Source organism: Alphaproteobacteria bacterium, assembly GCA_033344895.1.
In the GTDB taxonomy this organism is placed as follows: Bacteria; Pseudomonadota; Alphaproteobacteria; order UBA8366; family Aestuariispiraceae; genus Pacificispira.
Window position 1 is genome coordinate 703,380 of sequence record JAWPMN010000001.1, and the last position, 17,513, is coordinate 720,892.

The 17,513-nt window shown below is 63.4% G+C and carries 21 protein-coding genes; 9 read left to right on the forward strand and 12 right to left on the reverse strand.

The features are described 5' to 3' along the window. The first annotated feature begins 201 nt into the window (after positions 1-201). From R8L07_03265 to R8L07_03300, 8 genes are all read left to right on the forward strand, one after another. Positions 202-1,176 (forward strand): GlxA family transcriptional regulator, encoded by a 975-nt coding sequence (locus tag R8L07_03265; protein ID MDW3204538.1) that lies wholly within the window; start codon positions 202-204, stop codon positions 1,174-1,176. A 21-nt stretch (positions 1,177-1,197) separates the two neighbouring features. Next, a complete protein-coding gene (locus R8L07_03270; protein MDW3204539.1) occupies positions 1,198-1,512 on the forward strand; it encodes a cupin in 315 nt (104 codons plus the stop codon). Between the two features lie 112 nt (positions 1,513-1,624). Next, positions 1,625-2,044 (forward strand): aldolase, encoded by a 420-nt coding sequence (locus R8L07_03275; GenBank protein MDW3204540.1) that lies wholly within the window; start codon positions 1,625-1,627, stop codon positions 2,042-2,044. Further along, positions 2,041-2,964 carry an RNase adapter RapZ gene (gene rapZ, locus R8L07_03280; protein ID MDW3204541.1) on the forward strand — a complete coding sequence of 308 codons (924 nt, stop codon included), beginning with the start codon at positions 2,041-2,043 and terminating at the stop codon, positions 2,962-2,964. The genes R8L07_03275 and rapZ overlap by 4 nt, the downstream gene beginning before the upstream one ends. Further along, entirely contained in the window at positions 2,961-3,356 is a 396-nt protein-coding gene (locus R8L07_03285; GenBank protein ID MDW3204542.1) for a PTS sugar transporter subunit IIA, read from the forward strand. Before rapZ ends, R8L07_03285 begins: the two co-directional genes overlap by 4 nt. 2 nt (positions 3,357-3,358) lie before the next feature. Next, a complete protein-coding gene (locus R8L07_03290) occupies positions 3,359-3,622 on the forward strand; it encodes an HPr family phosphocarrier protein (GenBank protein MDW3204543.1) in 264 nt (87 codons plus the stop codon). A 7-nt stretch (positions 3,623-3,629) separates the two neighbouring features. Then, positions 3,630-5,405 (forward strand): phosphoenolpyruvate--protein phosphotransferase, encoded by a 1,776-nt coding sequence (gene ptsP / locus R8L07_03295; GenBank protein ID MDW3204544.1) that lies wholly within the window; start codon positions 3,630-3,632, stop codon positions 5,403-5,405. Between the two features lie 196 nt (positions 5,406-5,601). Further along, positions 5,602-6,177, forward strand: coding sequence for a hypothetical protein (locus R8L07_03300; protein MDW3204545.1), 576 nt, complete (start codon positions 5,602-5,604; stop codon positions 6,175-6,177). Between the two features lie 40 nt (positions 6,178-6,217). Here the strand turns inward: R8L07_03300 and kynU are convergent, their stop codons facing one another. Continuing rightward, positions 6,218-7,480 carry a kynureninase gene (gene kynU / locus R8L07_03305; GenBank protein ID MDW3204546.1) on the reverse strand — a complete coding sequence of 421 codons (1,263 nt, stop codon included), beginning with the start codon at positions 7,478-7,480 and terminating at the stop codon, positions 6,218-6,220. Between the two features lie 12 nt (positions 7,481-7,492). Beyond that, a complete protein-coding gene (locus R8L07_03310; GenBank protein ID MDW3204547.1) occupies positions 7,493-12,385 on the reverse strand; it encodes an NAD-glutamate dehydrogenase in 4,893 nt (1,630 codons plus the stop codon). 211 nt (positions 12,386-12,596) lie between these two features. Between R8L07_03310 and R8L07_03315 the strand changes: the two genes are divergently transcribed. Beyond that, positions 12,597-12,860 carry a hypothetical protein gene (locus tag R8L07_03315; GenBank protein MDW3204548.1) on the forward strand — a complete coding sequence of 88 codons (264 nt, stop codon included), beginning with the start codon at positions 12,597-12,599 and terminating at the stop codon, positions 12,858-12,860. A 51-nt stretch (positions 12,861-12,911) separates the two neighbouring features. Here R8L07_03315 and R8L07_03320 read toward each other — a convergent pair whose 3' ends face one another. The 10 genes from R8L07_03320 to R8L07_03365 all read right to left on the reverse strand — a co-directional run bounded on the left by R8L07_03320 (position 12,912) and on the right by R8L07_03365 (position 17,504). Next, a complete protein-coding gene (locus R8L07_03320; GenBank protein MDW3204549.1) occupies positions 12,912-13,406 on the reverse strand; it encodes an Hpt domain-containing protein in 495 nt (164 codons plus the stop codon). A 12-nt stretch (positions 13,407-13,418) separates the two neighbouring features. Beyond that, entirely contained in the window at positions 13,419-13,934 is a 516-nt protein-coding gene (locus R8L07_03325) for a response regulator (GenBank protein ID MDW3204550.1), read from the reverse strand. A 165-nt stretch (positions 13,935-14,099) separates the two neighbouring features. Next, positions 14,100-14,696 (reverse strand): LysE family translocator, encoded by a 597-nt coding sequence (locus R8L07_03330; protein MDW3204551.1) that lies wholly within the window; start codon positions 14,694-14,696, stop codon positions 14,100-14,102. 326 nt (positions 14,697-15,022) lie between these two features. Continuing rightward, a complete protein-coding gene (locus tag R8L07_03335) occupies positions 15,023-15,217 on the reverse strand; it encodes a hypothetical protein (protein ID MDW3204552.1) in 195 nt (64 codons plus the stop codon). Then, entirely contained in the window at positions 15,214-15,741 is a 528-nt protein-coding gene (locus tag R8L07_03340) for a hypothetical protein (GenBank protein ID MDW3204553.1), read from the reverse strand. Before R8L07_03340 ends, R8L07_03335 begins: the two co-directional genes overlap by 4 nt. A gap of 46 nt (positions 15,742-15,787) precedes the next feature. Then, a complete protein-coding gene (locus tag R8L07_03345) occupies positions 15,788-16,357 on the reverse strand; it encodes a hypothetical protein (GenBank protein MDW3204554.1) in 570 nt (189 codons plus the stop codon). Positions 16,358-16,368: 11 nt separating this feature from the next. After that, on the reverse strand, positions 16,369-16,764 hold the full coding sequence (locus tag R8L07_03350) for a hypothetical protein (protein ID MDW3204555.1): 396 nt from the start codon (positions 16,762-16,764) through the stop codon (positions 16,369-16,371). After that, complete coding sequence (locus R8L07_03355; GenBank protein ID MDW3204556.1) at positions 16,761-16,964, reverse strand: hypothetical protein; 204 nt, start codon at positions 16,962-16,964, stop codon at positions 16,761-16,763. Before R8L07_03355 ends, R8L07_03350 begins: the two co-directional genes overlap by 4 nt. 4 nt (positions 16,965-16,968) lie before the next feature. Beyond that, a complete protein-coding gene (locus tag R8L07_03360) occupies positions 16,969-17,145 on the reverse strand; it encodes a hypothetical protein (GenBank protein MDW3204557.1) in 177 nt (58 codons plus the stop codon). Beyond that, positions 17,145-17,504: a hypothetical protein gene (locus R8L07_03365; protein ID MDW3204558.1), complete on the reverse strand. Its 360-nt coding sequence runs from the start codon at positions 17,502-17,504 to the stop codon at positions 17,145-17,147. Before R8L07_03365 ends, R8L07_03360 begins: the two co-directional genes overlap by 1 nt. Positions 17,505-17,513: the final 9 nt, after the last annotated feature.

Below are 17,513 nucleotides of genomic sequence, written 5' to 3' on the forward strand. Positions count from 1 at the left end.
CCCAATGGCCCCGGAGCGACTTCCAAGGAACGAAGTCGTTGCAACCGCGATAGGCGGCCGCCGGTATCCCCCCCACCGGCGGCCGCCACTCTTTTGGCCTCCGCCCTTCTCACATTCTGGCGCAATTCGCCGGATATATGGCCTGTGCGCCAATTCCTCCAAATGGCAGACTACCCCTGTATCAAAGCAGTTGGAGGCGCCATGCCCATCCGAGAGATCGCATTGATCCTGTGGCCCGATTTTCAGATGCTGGATGTCGTCGGACCGCTGGAAGCCTTCACGATGGCCAATCGGTTTGCCGGCCCCTTCTATCGCACCCGGCTGCTGTCGGCCGCCGGCCCAGATGTGATGAGCAGCAGCGGCTACTCCCTGGGCCCGGCTCAGGCCATTGATGCGGTCGACCCCGCTCGGTTCGACACGGTAATCGTGCCGGGTGGTCGCGGCGTGCACGACATGCGCCGCGATGCCGACCTGATGAACTGGCTGCGTGCCACCTGCAGCAAGACGCGTCGGATGTGCTCGGTCTGTAGCGGTGCCTTCCTGCTGGCAGAGGCCGGGCTGCTGTCCGGGCGACGGGCGGTCACCCACTGGGAATCGGTGCCGCGCCTGACCCGGGAGTTCCCGGACATCCGGGTTGAGCCGGACTCCCTCTATTGCCAGGATGAAAACATCTGGACCGCAGCCGGCGTGACCTCCGGCATGGATATGGCCCTGGCCCTGATCGAACAGGATCTCGGCCGCTCGGTATCGCTGGCGACCGCGCGGGAACTGGTTCTTTATCTGAAGCGACCCGGCGGCCAATCCCAGTTCTCAGCGGAACTGCTGGCGCAGGAACAGGGCGGGTCGGCGTTCGATTCCCTGATGGGCTGGCTGTTCAACCATCTCGACACACCGATCGATGTCGAAACCATGGCCGAACGCGCCGCGATGAGCCGCCGCAGTTTCCAGCGACGCTTCTCCGAAACATTCGGCATGCCCCCGGCAAAGTTTCTCGAACGCGCCCGTGTCGATGCCGCCCGCCGCGACCTGGAAGACGGGGCGCGCGGCCTGGAACGGGTCGCCGCGGCCAGAGGGTTCGGCGACGCCGAACGCATGCGCCGGTCCTTTCAGCGTGTTCTGGGCCTCTCCCCGGCGGAATACCGGGATCGGTTCCGCACCGCCAGCCGGACTTCGTGACCGTGTTTTAGGAGGCGATAAATGCGTCAGATAAAGCCAGGAAACTTCACCGGCGACCGGCCCTGGGCCGCCCTGGACATCGAGGCATTCGACGCTGCCACAGTGCGCCTGCACTGGACCGACGAGGCCTATGTCTGGCACGTCAATGACGGGCCGGAGGTGTTCGTGCTGCTGTCAGGGTCGGTACGCATGCATTCTCGCGGTGCCGACGGCGCGGAGACGCATATCGACATGGTTCCGGGCGACGTCGTTCATTGCAGACAGGGCGACGAACACCGCGCAGAACCGCTGGAACCGTCGCGCATTCTGGTGGTCGAGAGGCCGGGGTCGATCTGATCCCGGCAGCTTCTAGTCCCTCATCCCGATTGACAGGCAATCACCGCCCCCTCACCCTGACGCGAGATGGGCCGGTCGAGACGGCCGAAAATCGAGGGGCGATAATCGAAGAATGCTGACGGTGCACGCGACCACGATCGCGATTGACGGGCGCGGTGTTCTGCTGCGCGGTCGGTCCGGGTCCGGCAAATCGGATCTGGCGCTGCGTCTGATCGAAGACGGGGCAGAGCTGGTCGCCGACGATCGCACGGCGATGGTGACCGAAGGCGACCGAGTCATTGCCGAAGCACCGGCCGCGCTGGCCGGGCTCCTGGAGGTTCGGGGCGTCGGGATCGTCACCCTGCCCTACCGGGCCCGTGTCGCATTGTCCCTGCTGGCCGATCTTGACGTGGCCCCGGACAGGCTGCCCGAGAGGGAGGAAGACACGATAGGAGGGATCAAGTTGCCCCGGGTCGCCATCGCACCATTCGAAGCCTCCGCACCGGCGAAGCTTCGCCTGGCATTGCGTCAGGGCGTTGGTGTGTCGCCATGACCGGCACGCGCGACACGGCGGATCTGGTTCTGGTCACCGGCATGTCCGGCGCAGGGCGGTCGACCGCTCTTGCAGTGCTGGAGGATCTGGGATTTGAGGCGGTCGACAATTTGCCGCTCAGCTTCCTGACGCGTCTGGCGCAGTCGATCCGCGAAGACCGTCAGGCAGCCCCGATCGCCATTGGCGTCGACATTCGCAGCCGGGATTTCGGCGTCGGCACCCTTCTGGCGGAGATCGACACGCTGAAGAACACGGACCGTCTTCGCGTCACGACCCTGTTCCTGGATTGCGACGACGACGAGTTGTTGCGCCGGTTCACCGAAACACGGCGGCGGCACCCCCTGGCCGCGGACAGACCGGTGGCGGACGGCATCCGACTGGAACGTCACGCCATCGCACCGCTGGCCGAACGGGCGGACATGATGATCGATACGACCGGACTGACGGTCTGGAACTTCAAGCAGCGTATGACGACACTGTTCGGTGGCGGGGCGGCGGTCGGCGCCGCCATCACGGTCATGTCCTTTTCCTACCGCCGCGGCGTACCGCGCGAGGCGGACATGGTGCTGGATGTCCGGTTCCTGAAGAATCCGCATTACGATCCGGCCCTGCGGGATCTGACCGGACTGGATGCAGCGGTCGGCGCGTCGATCGCGGCCGATCCCGACTGTGAAGGCTTTCTGGAGGACCTGCAGACACTGCTACTGCGGATCCTGCCGCGCCAGGAAACCGAGGGAAAAAGCTATCTGACCATTGCCTTCGGCTGTACGGGCGGCAAACATCGTTCGGTCTATATGGCCGAAAGATTGGCTTTATGGCTGACGAAACAGGGTCGGGCAGCGTATCGTTTCCATCGGGACATGCCGAGGCCCGATGCGGAAAAGCCGAAGAGAGACGGTCTGGAGAAGGACAGCGCATGATCGGACTGGTACTGGTAACCCATGGGGGGCTGGCGCGGGAATTCGTCGCCGCGATGGAACATGTCGTCGGGCCACAGGACAAGGTGACCGCAATCTGCATCGGTCCGGACGACGACATGGAGCGCCGCCGCGTCGACATTCTGGAGGCCGTGAAGTCCGTCGATTCCGGGGAAGGCGTGGTCCTGCTGACGGACATGTTCGGCGGCACGCCGTCCAATCTGGCGATATCGATCATGGACCAGGCCAAGGTCGAGGTCATTGCCGGTCTGAACCTGCCGATGCTGATCAAGCTGGCGAAGGTGCGCGGGGCGGAACCACTGGACAAGGCGGTCGCGCTGGCGCAGGAAGCGGGCACGAAATACATCAACGTGGCCAGCACCCTGCTGGGATGATCATGCGGACATTGACGATTCGGAATTCGCGCGGACTCCATGCGCGCGCCGCCGCCCAATTCGTTCAGACGGCCGAAAAATTCGATGCCGAGATCGAAGTGTCGAAGGACGGTCAGACAGTGACCGGCACCTCGATCATGGGTTTGATGATGCTGGCAGCCGCGAAGGGCACCAGCATCGATGTCCGGGCCGAAGGGCCCGAGGCCGATGCCGCACTGGCCGAAATCGTCGCTTTGGTGGAGGCCGGTTTCCACGAGGAGAACTGACGGCGTCATGTCCCGAAAAGGCAAATCCGGCGTGGAGGTCCAGGAACGGATCATCAGGGGAATCGGTGTGTCCCCCGGGGTCGCCTTCGGCCGAATCGCGCTGATCGATGCCGCCGGATATGGCGTTCCCGACGACCCTGTCGCGGAACCGGACATCCCGCGGGAAGTGGAACGCTTCGACAAGGCCGTCCGAAAAAGCCGGCGCCAGATCCTGGCCCTCAAACGCATTCGTGGCCGTCTGCCCGATGCCGCGGCGGCGGAACTCGGGGACATTCTGGAAGCCCATGTTCACATGTTGGGCGATTCCCGTCTGGTACGCGGCGCACGCAAGCGCATCCAGGACCAATGTCTGAACGCGGCAGCCGCAATGAAGGCGGAATGCGACGCGGTCGTCATGGGCTTCCAGGCGATGGACAACCGGTACCTGGCAGCCCGGGCCGACGATGTTCGCGAGGTTGCCTATCGGGTTTTGCGCAACCTGACCGACGCGCCCAAGAATGCCTTTGCCGGGGCGCCGGTCGGATCGGTCGTGCTGTCGGAAAGCATCAGCCCGGCCGACACCGCAATGATGGACCCCGACCGGATAAACGGTTTCGCGGCCTCCCAGGGCGGCGCGCAGAGCCATACCGCCATTCTGGCGCGGTCGCTCGGCATCCCGGCGGTTCTGGGGATCGGGACGGTTCACCCGGTTGCGGCGGACACGCCCGTCATCCTTGACGGCTCGGAAGGGGTCCTGGTCGTAGCGCCGACGCCGGAGACCGAAAGCCGCTATCGTGACAAACTTGCCAAGCAGGTCCGCGAACAACGCCGGTTGGAAGCCCTGATCGATGAGCCCGCAGCGACACGGGACGGCATTTCCGTTCGCCTGGAAGCCAATCTCGAACTGCCGCGCGAGGCGGAAATCGCCTCCCGAAACGGGGCGGACGGCGTCGGTCTGTTCAGGACCGAGTTCATGTTCATGAACCGTGACACCCCCCCGGATGAGGAAGACCAGTACGAAACACTGGCAGCCGTTGTCCGCGCCATGAAAGGACGCCCCGTGACCATCCGCACCATGGATGTCGGCGGGGAAAAGCTGGCTTATGCCCTAGGAGACGACCTTGCCCCCTCGCCCAACCCGGCCCTGGGACTGCGCGCCATTCGGTTATCGTTGAAGCGCCCGAAGCTTCTGGAAACCCAACTCTGTGCCATTCTTCGGGCCGGGGCGCACGGTCCGGTGCGAATCCTGCTGCCGATGATCGCGACGGCCGGCGAGGTCCGGCAGGTGCGCGACATTCTGGCCCGGGTCGCCAAGCGACTTCGCCGCCGGGGCGTCGAGTTCGCCGATCCCCTGCCGCCGCTGGGCGTCATGATCGAGGTCCCCGGAGCGGCCATCGCGGCCGATTCCCTGGCCCAGGTCGCCGACTTCTTCGCCATCGGCACCAACGACCTGACGCAATACACCCTGGCCATCGACCGGACGGACGAGCAGGTCGCACATCTCTATAACCCGCTGCATCCGGCCGTGCTCAGATTGATGGATTTCGCGGTTCAGGCGGCCCTGCGTGCCCGGATTCCGGTCTCCGTCTGTGGTGAGATCGCCGGCGACCCGCGGTTTACGGCTCTGCTGGTCGGACTTGGTATCCGTGATCTGTCCATGGCGTCGACCAGCCTGCTGCGGGTCAAGCAGCGCATCCGCCAGATTGAATTCACCGCCGCCGCCAACCGGGCGCGAATGGTCATGGAAAGCCACGACAGCGGACGCATCCGGATGCTGCTTGACGACCTGAACGGCCTGAACTGACCGGGGCCGCATGCGAATCCGAAATGTGCCGACACAATGGCGGTCCTGTGTAATGAGCGTCCTAACCCATTGGTGCAAAAGCGCGAAAAGCTTCACTTGAATTTAGGCAATTTGCTTCGGTACACTGGCGCGGCTACGCAATTGGGCAGCCGCATCCTTCGCGGTGATGCGGCCCCTGAGAGGGAGAGGGTATTTCATGGTCGATCAGTCCAAGCCGGCACGCCGTTCCCGTAAATGGCGCGCGACGGCAGTTGCTGCCACGCTCGCTGCCGCCATGTCGGTTTCCGGTGTCGCTCAGGCTTGTCTGAACGGGATCGTCCCGGACCATACGCTGGCCCTTTCGGTGCGCACGCTTCAGTCGGATCTGATGGTATCCGCCCTGTCCTGCAACGAACGCGACCGTTACAACGCCTTCGCGGTGAAATACCGGCCCGACCTTCAGACACAGGGCACGGCGCTGAAGGCCTATTTCAACAAGCTGCACGGCAGTGCCGCAACCCGCGAAATCAACGCCTATGTGACCGACCTGGCGAATTACGCCTCGGTCCGGCACGCCCAGGATCGCAAGGCCTTCTGCGGTGGCACCGTCAGCGCCTTCAAGGCACTGCTGATCGAAAAGAACCCCGATCTGCACCGCATCGCATTGGCCTATTCCATGCGGGTTTCGCCGTCTTTGAAGCAGGAAATCACCCTGGCGGCGACCAGCGGCGGCTGTGACGTCGTCGCCCAGGGCAGCACCGTCGCGGCGGGCGGCATCACCATCCTCGAATAAGGATCGGCCCGGCGGCTGACGCCCCGGGTCCCCTCAACGATCAGGTCACGGCGGCCCGGGTCTTGTATTCGGGCCGGTCCCATGTGCGCTCGTCCAGGATACCCGCCAGAATTTCCGCGGCCTCCAGAACCGAGGCATAGGTGAGGTATAGCGGCGAGAAGCCGAACCGAACGATATCCGGGGCCCGGAAGTCACCGATGACGCCGCGGGCGATCAGTGCCTGCATCACCGCATAGCCCTCGGCATGGCGATAGGACACCTGCGCCCCGCGACGCGCCCGGTCCCGCGGACTGGCTAGGGTCAGCCCCACCTTTTCAGGGACCAGAGCATCGACGCAGTCGATGAAGAAATCGCCCAGACCGGACGTCTTGGCTTCGATCATCGCGCCGTCCACGCCGTCATAGGCCTCCAGCGCCGTTTCCAGCGCGGCCATGGACAGGACCGGCGGCGTACCGATGACATACCGGTCCATGCCCGGCGCAGGCTCGTAATCCGAGCGGAAGTCGAAGGGGGCAGCATGGCCCAGCCATCCCGCCAGGATCGGTCGTGCCGCCTCCCGATGGGCCGACGCGGCGTAGACGAAGGCAGGGGCGCCAGGCCCGCCGTTCAGGAACTTGTAGCCGCAGCCGACCGCGAAATCCGCCCCATCCGCGTCCAGATTCACTTCAAAGGCACCGGCGCTATGTGCCAGATCCCAAAGCGCCAGCGCACCAGCACCATGAATGGCATCCGTCACGCGACGCATGTTCAGTTTTCGGCCGGTTCGGTAATCCGTCTGGGTCAGCATGACCACCGCAACGTCGGCGCCCAGCGCATCGTCCAGATCGGTTTCCGCATCGTCGATCAGGCGCAGGGCATACCCATTGCCCAGTTCTTCCAGTAGACGTTGCGCAACATAGAGATCGGTCGGAAAATTGCCGCGCTCCGAAACCACCACCCGTCGTTCGGGCCGCAAGGTGAGCGCCCCCGACAGGACCTTGATCAGATTGACGGAGGTGGAATCGCAGGCCCGAACGGAGCCCGGTGCGGCCCCGATCAATGCGGCGATCCGGTCCCCGATCCTGGACCCGAACCCCATCCAGCCGTTCTTGTTCCAGCTGGTGATCAGGTCGACGCCCCATTCCTGACCGGCAACCCGGGTCAGCCGGTCCATCACGCCAAGCGGCGGCGGCCCGAGGGAGTTTCCATCCAGATAGAGGGTACCGCGCGGCAGATCGAAGAGATCCGCCCGCGTCGCCAGGGGATCGTCACGATCCAGAATCCGGGCACGCTCCTTCAGGTTCGCTGCAGCTTCAGACATCATCAGAACCCCGATTTACGCGGCAATCAGGTTGCGCAGTTCGCGGTTCAGCACGGCCAGCATCGCCAGGTCAAGCTGCGGCAGCGCCCGCAACTCGCCCAGCAACCCATCCAGCCGTTCGACGGTCTCGGCCCGCAATCTCGTCCAGGAATCCACCGCATCGTCACCGGCACCTTCGCGGGCCAGCACGCGCGATGCAATATCGGACTGCAGCCCCCACAGATCGTCAATGATCGCACTGAGCGCGAGGCGATGCCATTGGTTGTCCGATGGAATCCGGTTGGCCGAGGATCGCAGCCAGTCCAGCCCGAAACGATCGCCCACGGTGGAATAGATCCGCCCGACATTGACGACCGGCGCCTCGGACTGGGTTGCCAGTCGGACGACATCACAGGCCGATGACAGGACCTTCAACTGGGCGACGGACAGGGACAGGTCTTCGGGCACGCCCGTATCGGAGAACCGCTCCAGCCGGGACTCGACATCTGCCTTCGCGAAAGTCGACAGGATATCGTCGAGATTCTCCTTCAGGGTCGCGACGCCCGGCTTGTAGGTCTCGATGGATGCGCCCATGTCGATCGGGTGCTCGCTGTTGCGCAGGAACCATTCCGTCATGCGCTCGATCGTGCGCTCCGTCTCCCGAAGCATGCGGGTCTGGATCTTGGCATCCGCCTTGTTGTCCAGCGCTTCGATCCCGTTCCAGATATCCCGCAGCCCGAACACTTCCCGCACCACCGTATAGGCACGGGCGATCTCGGATTCGTACATGCCCGTGCGCTGGTGCATCTCGTTCACGAAGGCCGGACCGGTGCGATTGATCATCGAATTGGTAACGGCCGTCGCGATGATTTCACGCCGCAGCCGGTGGTTTCGAATGTTCTCGGGATACTTCTTCTGAAGCGGCTCCGGGAAATAGCGGAACAGATCCGCCTCCAGCATCGGATCGTCCGGCAGCTGTGAATCCAGCAGTTCGCGATAGGTGATGTTCTTGGCATAGGCCAGAATGACGGCCAGTTCGGGACGGCAGAGGCCTTCCTTCTTCTGCATCCGTTCGGCCAGTTCCTCATCATCCGGCAGGAATTCCAGCTTTCGGTTCAAGTCGCCCGCCCGTTCCATCGCGCGGATCAGGCGCTGGTGACGATCCAGCATGGCCTCGGCCTGAGAGAGCTCGACCGACAAGGATTGGGTCTGCTGATAATTGTCGCGCAGCACCAGGGCGGCGACCTCGTCCGTCATCTTCTCCAGAAGCGCATTGCGCTGCTTCTCGGTCATGTCGCCACGCTGCACGACATCGCCCAGCAGGATCTTGATGTTCACTTCATGGTCGGAACAATCCACGCCGGCCGAATTGTCGATGGCGTCGGTATTCACGCGACCGCCCTGTTGTGCGAATTCAATCCGCGCCCGGTGGGTCAGCCCCAGATTGGCACCTTCGCCGATCACCTTGCAGCGCAGATCCCTGGCATCGACGCGCAGGGCATCGTTTGCGCGGTCGCCCGCATCCGCATTGCTTTCGTCCGAATGCTTCACATAGGTGCCGATGCCGCCGAACCAGATCAGGTCGGTTTCCATCTGCAGCGCGGCGCGGATCAACTGATTGGGCGGCAGGCTGTCCTCCGTCACCCCCAGCAGCGCCTTTATCTCCGGGGTCAGCTTGATTGACTTCGCCGAGCGCTCGAAAATTCCGCCGCCCTTCGAAATCAGCGCCGTATCATACTCGTTCCACCCTTTCACGGCATCGAACAGGCGCTTGCGTTCCTTGAACGTCTTCGCCGCATCCGGATCCGGATCGATGAAGATGTGCAGATGGTTGAACGCCACCTGAAGCCGGATGTGCTCGCTCAGCAGCATGCCGTTGCCGAAGACGTCGCCGCCCATATCGCCGACCCCGACCACGGTGAAGTCCTGCGTCTGGGTATCGTGGCCCATTTCCCGGAAATGGCGTTTGACCGCTTCCCAGGCGCCGCGTGCGGTGATTCCCATCTTCTTGTGGTCATAGCCGGCGGAGCCGCCGGATGCGAAGGCATCGCCCAGCCAGAACCCGTATTTCTGGGAAATCGCGTTGGCATAATCGGAGAAGGTGGCGGTCCCCTTGTCCGCCGCGACGACAAGATAGGGATCGTCCTGATCGCGACGCACAACGCTGGCCGGCGGCTCGATCTCACCGGTCACCAGATTGTCCGTGATATCCAGCATGCCGGAGATGAACAGCTGATAGCAGGCGATACCTTCATCCAGGAACGCCTTGCGGTCGGAAGCCGGCGGCGCCTTCTTCAGGACAAACCCACCCTTCGACCCGACCGGCACGATGACGGCGTTCTTGACCTGCTGTGCCTTTACGAGGCCCAGCACCTCCGTCCGAAAATCTTCCCGTCGGTCCGACCAGCGCAGGCCGCCACGGGCGACAAGGCCGAATCGCAGATGCACCGCTTCGAAGCGCGGGCTGTAGACGAAGATTTCCCGCAGCGGCGCAGGCTGCGGAATTTCCAGAATGTCCCGGCTGGAGAACTTGAACGAGACATAGGATTTGTGCTGGCCGGACGCGTCCGGTTGATAGAAATTCGTGCGCAGTGTCACCTGAATCATGTTCAGGAACCGGCGGATGATCCGGTCCTCGTCCAGGTTCGACACATCCTCCAGCGCGGCTTCGATCGCATCGACATGCTGCTTTGCCAAGGCATCGCGGTCCCCGTCCACCGACGGGTCGAACTGTGTCGTGAACAGGCTGGCGAGGTTACGCGCGATGCCGGGATTGTTGGCCAGCGTTTCCGCCATGTAATCCTGGGAGAACGGAATCGCGGCCTGACGCAGATACTTGGAATAGGCGCGGCAGACCACGACGTCGCGCCAGGCCAGCCCCGCGGACAGAACCAGACGGTTGAACCCGTCGTTTTCCACGTCACCGGCCAGCACGCGCAGGAAACTGTCGTGGAAGACGTCGCGCACGGCCTGGAAATCGATGTCGCGACCGTCCTCGGTCTCCAGCGCGAAATCGTGAATGAAAACCCCCGCTGTCCCGTCATGGGCATCCGGCGCCATGCGCTGCTGGGCGGACAGACGCCCCGGCACCTTGTCGCTTCCGGCGGGATGAACCTCGTACAGAAGCTCCTCCATCACCTTCACACCCATGTTCTCCAGCATCGGCATGACGGTCGACAGGATCAGTGGCTTGTACGGGGAATAGATCTTGAAGCGAACCTGATGCGCCCCGGCCTCGATCGGATGATACAAATTCACCCGCGGTGAGCCGTCCCCCATCGCGCCTTCGACCTGCTCAATGTCATAGCAGGCCGTCTGGACGTTGAAATCGACCGTATAGGCGTGCGGAAATGCTTCCCGGTAGCGGTGATACAGGCCGATGCCGCGTTCCTCGCCCAGATTCTCGACCAGGGCCTGGTGCAGCTTGTCCTCCCAGGTCCGGGTGACATCGACCAGCCGTTCTTCGATCTGCTTCCGGTCGACCTCCGGCACAGCGCCGGGTGTCGTCTTCACGATGAACTGCACCCGGGTCAGCGGTTCGTCCGTCATGAAGGTGTAATGGGCCGCGATATGGCCGTCGAATTCCTTGGCGAGCTGCGCGCCGATAGTCTTGCGCAGGGAGGAGGAAAACCGGTCGCGCGGAACATAGACCAGCGCCGACACATAGCGCTGGAACGGATCCTGACGCAGAAAAACGGCAATCCGTTGGCGTTCCTGCAGGAACAGGATTCCCCGCGCGATATCGGCCAGGCGTTCGGTCGAAATCTGGAACAGCTCGTCGCGCGGATAGCTCTCCAGGACATGCATCAGCGCCTTGGCGGAATGCCCGCCCGGCTCGAACCCCGCGCCTTCCACGACGGCGTTGACCTTGTGCCGCAACAGCGGAATTTCCCGCGGCGACTGATTATAAGCAACGGATGTCAGCAGCCCGATGAACAGGCGCTCTCCGACGGCGTTGCCATCCTTGTCGAACTTCTTGATCGCGATCGTGTCCATATGGACCCGACGGTGGACCGTCGACCGGTTGTTGGCCTTGGTGATGCGGACCAGATCCGGCGCACGCATATGGGCCTGAATCTCCGGCGGCAGGTTGCCGAGGTTGCGCAGCCCTTCGAAGACCTGTCGGTCGGGGTCGCGCAGAATGCCGAGGCCACTATCCGCAACGATCTCCAGCCGCGCCTTCTTGCCGGTGCCGCTGTAATCGATGTCGCGATAGCCCATGAAGGTGAAATGATCGTCATGCAGCCACTGCAGGAATTCCTTCGTCTCCGCGACGGCACTTTTCTCGATCCCCTTCGGCGGGGATTTGTCCAGTTCCTTCCGGATCGTCAGAATCTGGGACCGCATGGCGGCCCAGTCCTCGACGGACAGGCGCACATCGCTCAGGACACTTTCGATACCGGCCTCGATCGCACGCAGAACTTCCGGGGCTGACTGCTCGTCGACCTCGATATGCATGAAGCTTTCCCGCGGATAGTCCTCCGTCTTCGCGCCGGCGGCAGGAAAGTTCTTCGCCTTGCCCTTTGCGTCTCGGTCGACACCGAATACCGGATGCACCACCAGGTGGACCGTGTACATCTGACGGGCCAGTTCCATGGTGACGCTGTCGACGAGGAACGGCATGTCGTCATTGACGATTTCGATCACCGTATGGGTCGAATGCCAGCCATGCTTCTCGAAGCGCGGATTGTAGGCGCGGATTTTCGGCTTGCCCGGCACCCGTTCCTGACCGAAAGCCCACATGGAGATCGCGGCACCGTACAGATCCTCGGCCTCCCGGTTGCAGATATCTTCCGGCGGGACGTTGCGATAGTAATGGGTCGCGAAGACATGCGCGGGTTCGCGCTGATCCGCCTTTATCCGCGTGTCGATCAGGCCGTGGACCTTCTCCAGAAGTTCGGTTTTCTTCGCGTCGATTCGGTCGGACATGCCGATTTCCCCCGCCGGATTTCGAAGCCGTTCCGATCATTGCGCGCCGTCTTTGCGGCCGTCGGCTTCGGTTGTGTTTCCATCACCTTAATCCGAAAAGCCGATGGCGCAAATGGTCGAGGGGCTTTGGATTTTCGACCGGACTCCAAGTCCGGTCATGCTACGATTTTGGATCGGGGCCACGGGTGGAAGCACAAGGGGGATTTTGTATATGGCCATTCTGGATAACGATGATCGCGTCTGGTCCGGGGAGCACACGGTCGATGCCCGGTACCGACTGCCCTGGTTCGGTGGGCCGATCTATCTTCGGATCATGGTGGGGCGGGAACGCCGCCCGGCGGTTCGATCCCGGGAGGATGCCGCCCGCAGCATCCGCAGGTCCGCCGCGACAATCCTGTTCTTCACGCTGGGTGCCAGCCTGTTCTACACGCTGGTCGCGGTTCTGCTGCTGCTTGCAAGCGCCGTCCTGGAATAGTCAGCGACGGCCCGTATCCCATCGAAGGCCGGAGTGTCGATCCGGAAAAGATCAGGCGATTTCCTTGGCCACCGCGGTTTCCAGCGCCTCCGCGACCTTCAGGGACAGGGCATCCCCCTCCTGCGCGCGCTTCTCCTTCAGGACGATATGCAGCGCTTTCAGGTGCTGCTCGATCAATCCGGGATTCAGCGGCTTCTGGGCGTCGCGTTCGATGATGTACTTGCAGAAGGATGTGCCGATCCGCGTGATCAGCGGATAGCCGAGGGTCGTACCCTGCCCGCGCAGGTTATGGACGCGGCGAAACAGCTTATCCAGCGTCGCCTGTTCCGGATTGGCCAGGTACTGCGCCATCAGCTTGTCCAGATCGGACAGTTCCTCGGCCAGCACCCCGTCAAATTCTCCTGCAACCTTGGCCACCACGTCCTCGGCCCGACGCAGGGCGTCGGACGGGCGCGGGCCGCCCATCGGCGGAACCTTGTCGGCCAGCGGCGCCGGGTTGATATACTCGACCTTGCTCGTGCCTTCCTTTCGCCGATCCTCGCTCATATTGATGTCAACTCACCCGATTTCGGCATAGTCGACGGGCTCCCTGCGCTCCGGCCCCTTGTAATCCTCATTTGCGACCCGGCGCCGGTCCGGACCGAAATAATCTTCCCCGACCCGCACGAAACTGCGCGGCCGTTCCACCATGGCGACCAATCGCGCATAAAGGGCCTTTGCGGACACCGGCTTCGTCAGAAACTCGGTAATCCCGAAATCCCGCGCTTCCAGCACCCGCTTGCGCTCCGCAAAACCGGTCAGCATCAGGATGTTCACATAGGGACAGGGACTGTCATCACCGTTGCGCAGCAACCGGACCAGTTCGGGGCCTTCGCCCCCTTCCATGTCCCAATCGGAAATGACGATGTCCGGCCCGAATTCCTTCGCGACCTGAAACGCATCGAAACCGGAATGCGCGGTCTCGACATGCCCGACCCCCAGGGCTTTCAGAATCTGCGTGACGACACGGGTCATGAACCGGCTGTCATCCACGACAAGCACGCGGAGATACCGAAAATCGTAATTCTTTGCCATTGCCCCAACCTTGTCCTCGGGTTTCCCAGGGTGTTCCCCGTCCCGATCGCACGCATCGCCTCCCCGCGACACAGCAAAACTATACAGCGCTTCCGCATCACAGGAAACGAACATTAGCATTTTGTTAACCATTTTCCCGGTGATCAACCGGAGGGCGTTTTCGCCCTACGTCACCATCGGAACAATGCATAGGGCCAGCAGGATGCCGGTGATGACATTGAACCATTTCAGGCGCGTCGGGTCGGTCAGGAACCCCTGCAGGACCGTGCCGAAGCCTGCCCAGAGCGAAACGCTGGGAAAGTTGATGACGACGAAGACCAGGGCAACGAACAGGACGGAGATGAAGGGGTCCTGCTTGTCGGCATAGATCGCAATGGCACTGACAGCCATCATCCATGCCTTGGGATTGACCCATTGAAACAGGGCCGCCCCGATCAGGGACATCGGCCGCGCCGCGGCGGTTTTGGCGGTAGACAGGCTGCGCGACAGGGCGATCCGAAGGGCGAGATACAGCAGATAGCCGCCGCCCAGCACCTTGAGCGCCATTTCCAGGACCGGGAACTGCACCAGCAGCGCCCCCAGCCCCATGCCGACACAGATCACCAACACCCCGAAGCCGACGGCAATGCCGATCATGTGCGGGATCGTCCGGCGAAACCCGAAATTCACACCCGACGCCAGCAGCATCATGTTGTTCGGACCCGGCGTGGCGGACGCCACGAAGGCAAAAGTCGCAAGCGCGAGCAACGTTTCCAGAGACATGGCGACATCCTGACAATTAGGTCAGCAATACTGCCGTAGCCATGTCACCCTGTAATCCGAAACATTGTCCTGATGACAATTTTCCAGGGCGAAACGCAGTCACGTTTCGTCGGTCAATCGATTTTCCGGGTAGAAAATGGAGCGGGCGATGAGATACCGTAATCGCCGATTTCCTAATGAAATCAACGCCCATGTGTCCCACGATCGGCGCAATCCGGGTCTAATGATTTCAAGCACTTAGAAACAGGGTGTCCCACGAAAAATGGCCCCGGCGATCCGTCGGGACCGCCGGGGCGTCAGGTCTGATTTGGCAGGAGTGCAGGCGGTCAGTCGCCGCCGCCGGCGTCCCAGTCGGCACGGGTCGCGGCATAGCGGGCGCGGGCCCTGTCCAGATAGGCCTCCGCGCCGCTTCGGTCGCCCTGATTGGCCGCCCTAGCGGCACGGGCATACAGGTCCGCCGCCTCCGTCGCGGCCGCCAGGCCCTGCAGGGCCAAGTCCAGGAGTTTTGTGGTTGTCGTCATGTCCTCAACCCCTTCAGTGTTTCGACAACGCCGCGCACCTGGTCGGCGGCGGAACCGGGATCGACCGGACTGCCGGGCAGGCACAGCGGGTCCGCGATCGCATTCGCCCGATCGACGGCGGCAATCGCCGCGGCGTCCAGTGCCCCCTCCGACCGCAGGAAGGTCAGCTGCTGCAGGACCGTCGCGTAGCTGTCGCACGCGATGGCCAGGGACGTCACCGCCCGCGTGCCGGCATCCCCGGCACAGCCCGCCAGGGCCCACAGGGTCAGGAAGATCGCCACGAAACACATCCAGGGCGACGCCTGCAGCCTGCCGCCGCCGGGATCACCGGATCCAGCGGTCACCCCGGTTTTCGTGACGCCGCGCAGGACGATATTAACGATCGACACAACGCCGGCGATGATCGTCGCCTGCACCTCCGGCGTCAGGCCGAGATCGAGGCCGAACACGGTGGCGATCGTCGCGATCAGGCTGAGAACATTGGCCCAGATGGTTTTCGAGGCCCAGAACGGTTTCGAGTCCATGGCTGGACCCTCCTTTCCGTGGTTGTAGGGATGAAACCGGGGCCGGTCAGACCCCGAACGCATCCACCGCCGCCCGCAGCAGGTCGGTGAATTCCTCCGCCCGGCCCTTGCCGGCGGGCGTGTTGTAGTGCTGCTTCCAGTACCGGCCGAGACCGTCCAGGTCGTTCGCGGACGGCAGAGCGTCGGGCACCCGGCGATAGCGGATCCGCGCCAGTGCCGCCGCATAGGCCAGGTTCCAGACCATCTCGTCCGCCTGGCACGCGCCGTCCTGTTTCAGATGCGCGGTCGGTACGACGACGGCGCGCAGATCCTCGACCGCCTCGCCTTCCTTCGGTCGGAAGGCGAGCCAGTTTTTCCAGATGTCGTCATGGGTCGCCGGTTCCATCTGGAATATCCCGCGCGCAGGGCCGCGGCCCAGCTGGACCAGCCAGTGCCCGCCGCGGCTTTCCGCCAGGGCCGTACCGATCAGCAGCCGTTCCGGCGCCGGACCGGTCCAGCCGGTCCGGCCGGTCTTGCGCTCCAGATAGGTCAGCACCGGGCGGATCACATGATCGCGCAGATGCACGGGATGGATCCCGGACGCGACGATCCGCGCCGGGTCGATCAGGTTCGACATGTCGGTATCCCTTAGCCCAGATGTTCGGAGAACAGGGCCGCCAGAGTGAAGACAAGCGCCATGGAGACGCACCATTTCAGCCAGAAGCGCGGCCAGCGCCCGGCCGTGAAGGTCCGGACATGACCCAGCCCGCCCAGCACGACGAGCATCGCCGCCAGCAGGACAAAGACGTGATCGACCATCCAGACCACATCCTCGCCGCCGATCCTGGCCGCCCCCCAGACCAGCCACCAGAACCGGGTCATGGACGAGCCCAGGGCCGACGTGCCGATAAAGATGGCAAACCAGAACCGGTCGCGGTGATAGCCGGCGGCGTGTTCCTTCCAGGCAACCCGGTACGCCAGACCGGCGACCAGCAGCATGGTCAGGGCCCAGACCGCATAGGCGCCGTGAATCATCGGCGTCATCGCCGCCTCCTTTGTCGTGCAGGCCTGTCGGCCTCGATCGCGGCCAGCAGATCGCGGATCTGACCCGCCCCGTCCGGCGTCGGCGCGCCGCACCCGTTCAGGGTCAGTTCAAGCTGTTGCTGCGCCTCACGGTTGCTTTGAAAGACACGGACGATGGTCAGGGATTTTGCCCAGTCCAGGATCGCCTCGTATAGCCGCATGAAATCAGGTCTTCTTGTCGCGCCCGGCGCGCAGTTCCGTCGACAGGGTCGTCATCGCTTCCGTATTGCGTTCGACGACCTGCAACAGGCGCCCGACCAGCCACTTGATGAACGCCGACAGGCCGACAAAGGCGGTCCCCACCGCGACCACGATCTCGCCGGGAACCGTCAGGTCGCCCATCAGTCCAGCGTGATCGAAATGCGGTCGGGCCAGTCGACGCCGGACTGGCCGGTCTGCAGCGCCGCGCTGGCCGACAGCACGGCCGCGATATAGCGGCGCTGCGCGTCAAAGATCGCCTGCGCCTGCGCCTGGGTGGTCAGGGTAAAGACATCGCCGGCCGCGGTGCGGAAGGACGTCCCGCCGGGCGGGACCAGCCCGTCCTGAAACGCCGACAGGCACTGCCAGATCCGTTGTGCCGATGTCTCGTCGCAGCGAAACGGCTTGCCGTCGACCAGGATGCCGGTCGCGATCCGCCGTTCGGCGTCCTTGCTGATCCGGGCCGCCGGGGGCAGGCCGCGGTCTTCCTCGATATAGGGCATGGGGCGCGC

Excerpts from the sequence above, each read along its gene's own strand:
- R8L07_03310 (MDW3204547.1), bottom strand. The coding sequence starts at position 12,385 with ATGTCCGACCGAATCGACGCGAAGAAAACCGAACTTCTGGAGAAGGTC.
- R8L07_03330 (MDW3204551.1), bottom strand. The coding sequence starts at position 14,696 with ATGTCTCTGGAAACGTTGCTCGCGCTTGCGACTTTTGCCTTCGTGGCG.
- R8L07_03365 (MDW3204558.1), bottom strand. The coding sequence starts at position 17,504 with ATGCCCTATATCGAGGAAGACCGCGGCCTGCCCCCGGCGGCCCGGATC.
- R8L07_03320 (MDW3204549.1), bottom strand. The coding sequence starts at position 13,406 with ATGAGCGAGGATCGGCGAAAGGAAGGCACGAGCAAGGTCGAGTATATC.
- R8L07_03355 (MDW3204556.1), bottom strand. The coding sequence starts at position 16,964 with ATGCGGCTATACGAGGCGATCCTGGACTGGGCAAAATCCCTGACCATC.
- R8L07_03285 (MDW3204542.1), top strand. The coding sequence starts at position 2,961 with ATGATCGGACTGGTACTGGTAACCCATGGGGGGCTGGCGCGGGAATTC.
- R8L07_03325 (MDW3204550.1), bottom strand. The coding sequence starts at position 13,934 with ATGGCAAAGAATTACGATTTTCGGTATCTCCGCGTGCTTGTCGTGGAT.
- R8L07_03315 (MDW3204548.1), top strand. The coding sequence starts at position 12,597 with ATGGCCATTCTGGATAACGATGATCGCGTCTGGTCCGGGGAGCACACG.
- R8L07_03345 (MDW3204554.1), bottom strand. The coding sequence starts at position 16,357 with ATGTCGAACCTGATCGACCCGGCGCGGATCGTCGCGTCCGGGATCCAT.
- R8L07_03340 (MDW3204553.1), bottom strand. The coding sequence starts at position 15,741 with ATGGACTCGAAACCGTTCTGGGCCTCGAAAACCATCTGGGCCAATGTT.
- rapZ (MDW3204541.1), top strand. The coding sequence starts at position 2,041 with ATGACCGGCACGCGCGACACGGCGGATCTGGTTCTGGTCACCGGCATG.
- R8L07_03265 (MDW3204538.1), top strand. The coding sequence starts at position 202 with ATGCCCATCCGAGAGATCGCATTGATCCTGTGGCCCGATTTTCAGATG.
- kynU (MDW3204546.1), bottom strand. The coding sequence starts at position 7,480 with ATGATGTCTGAAGCTGCAGCGAACCTGAAGGAGCGTGCCCGGATTCTG.
- R8L07_03275 (MDW3204540.1), top strand. The coding sequence starts at position 1,625 with ATGCTGACGGTGCACGCGACCACGATCGCGATTGACGGGCGCGGTGTT.
- R8L07_03360 (MDW3204557.1), bottom strand. The coding sequence starts at position 17,145 with ATGGGCGACCTGACGGTTCCCGGCGAGATCGTGGTCGCGGTGGGGACC.
- R8L07_03270 (MDW3204539.1), top strand. The coding sequence starts at position 1,198 with ATGCGTCAGATAAAGCCAGGAAACTTCACCGGCGACCGGCCCTGGGCC.
- ptsP (MDW3204544.1), top strand. The coding sequence starts at position 3,630 with ATGTCCCGAAAAGGCAAATCCGGCGTGGAGGTCCAGGAACGGATCATC.
- R8L07_03350 (MDW3204555.1), bottom strand. The coding sequence starts at position 16,764 with ATGACGCCGATGATTCACGGCGCCTATGCGGTCTGGGCCCTGACCATG.
- R8L07_03290 (MDW3204543.1), top strand. The coding sequence starts at position 3,359 with ATGCGGACATTGACGATTCGGAATTCGCGCGGACTCCATGCGCGCGCC.
- R8L07_03335 (MDW3204552.1), bottom strand. The coding sequence starts at position 15,217 with ATGACGACAACCACAAAACTCCTGGACTTGGCCCTGCAGGGCCTGGCG.
- R8L07_03300 (MDW3204545.1), top strand. The coding sequence starts at position 5,602 with ATGGTCGATCAGTCCAAGCCGGCACGCCGTTCCCGTAAATGGCGCGCG.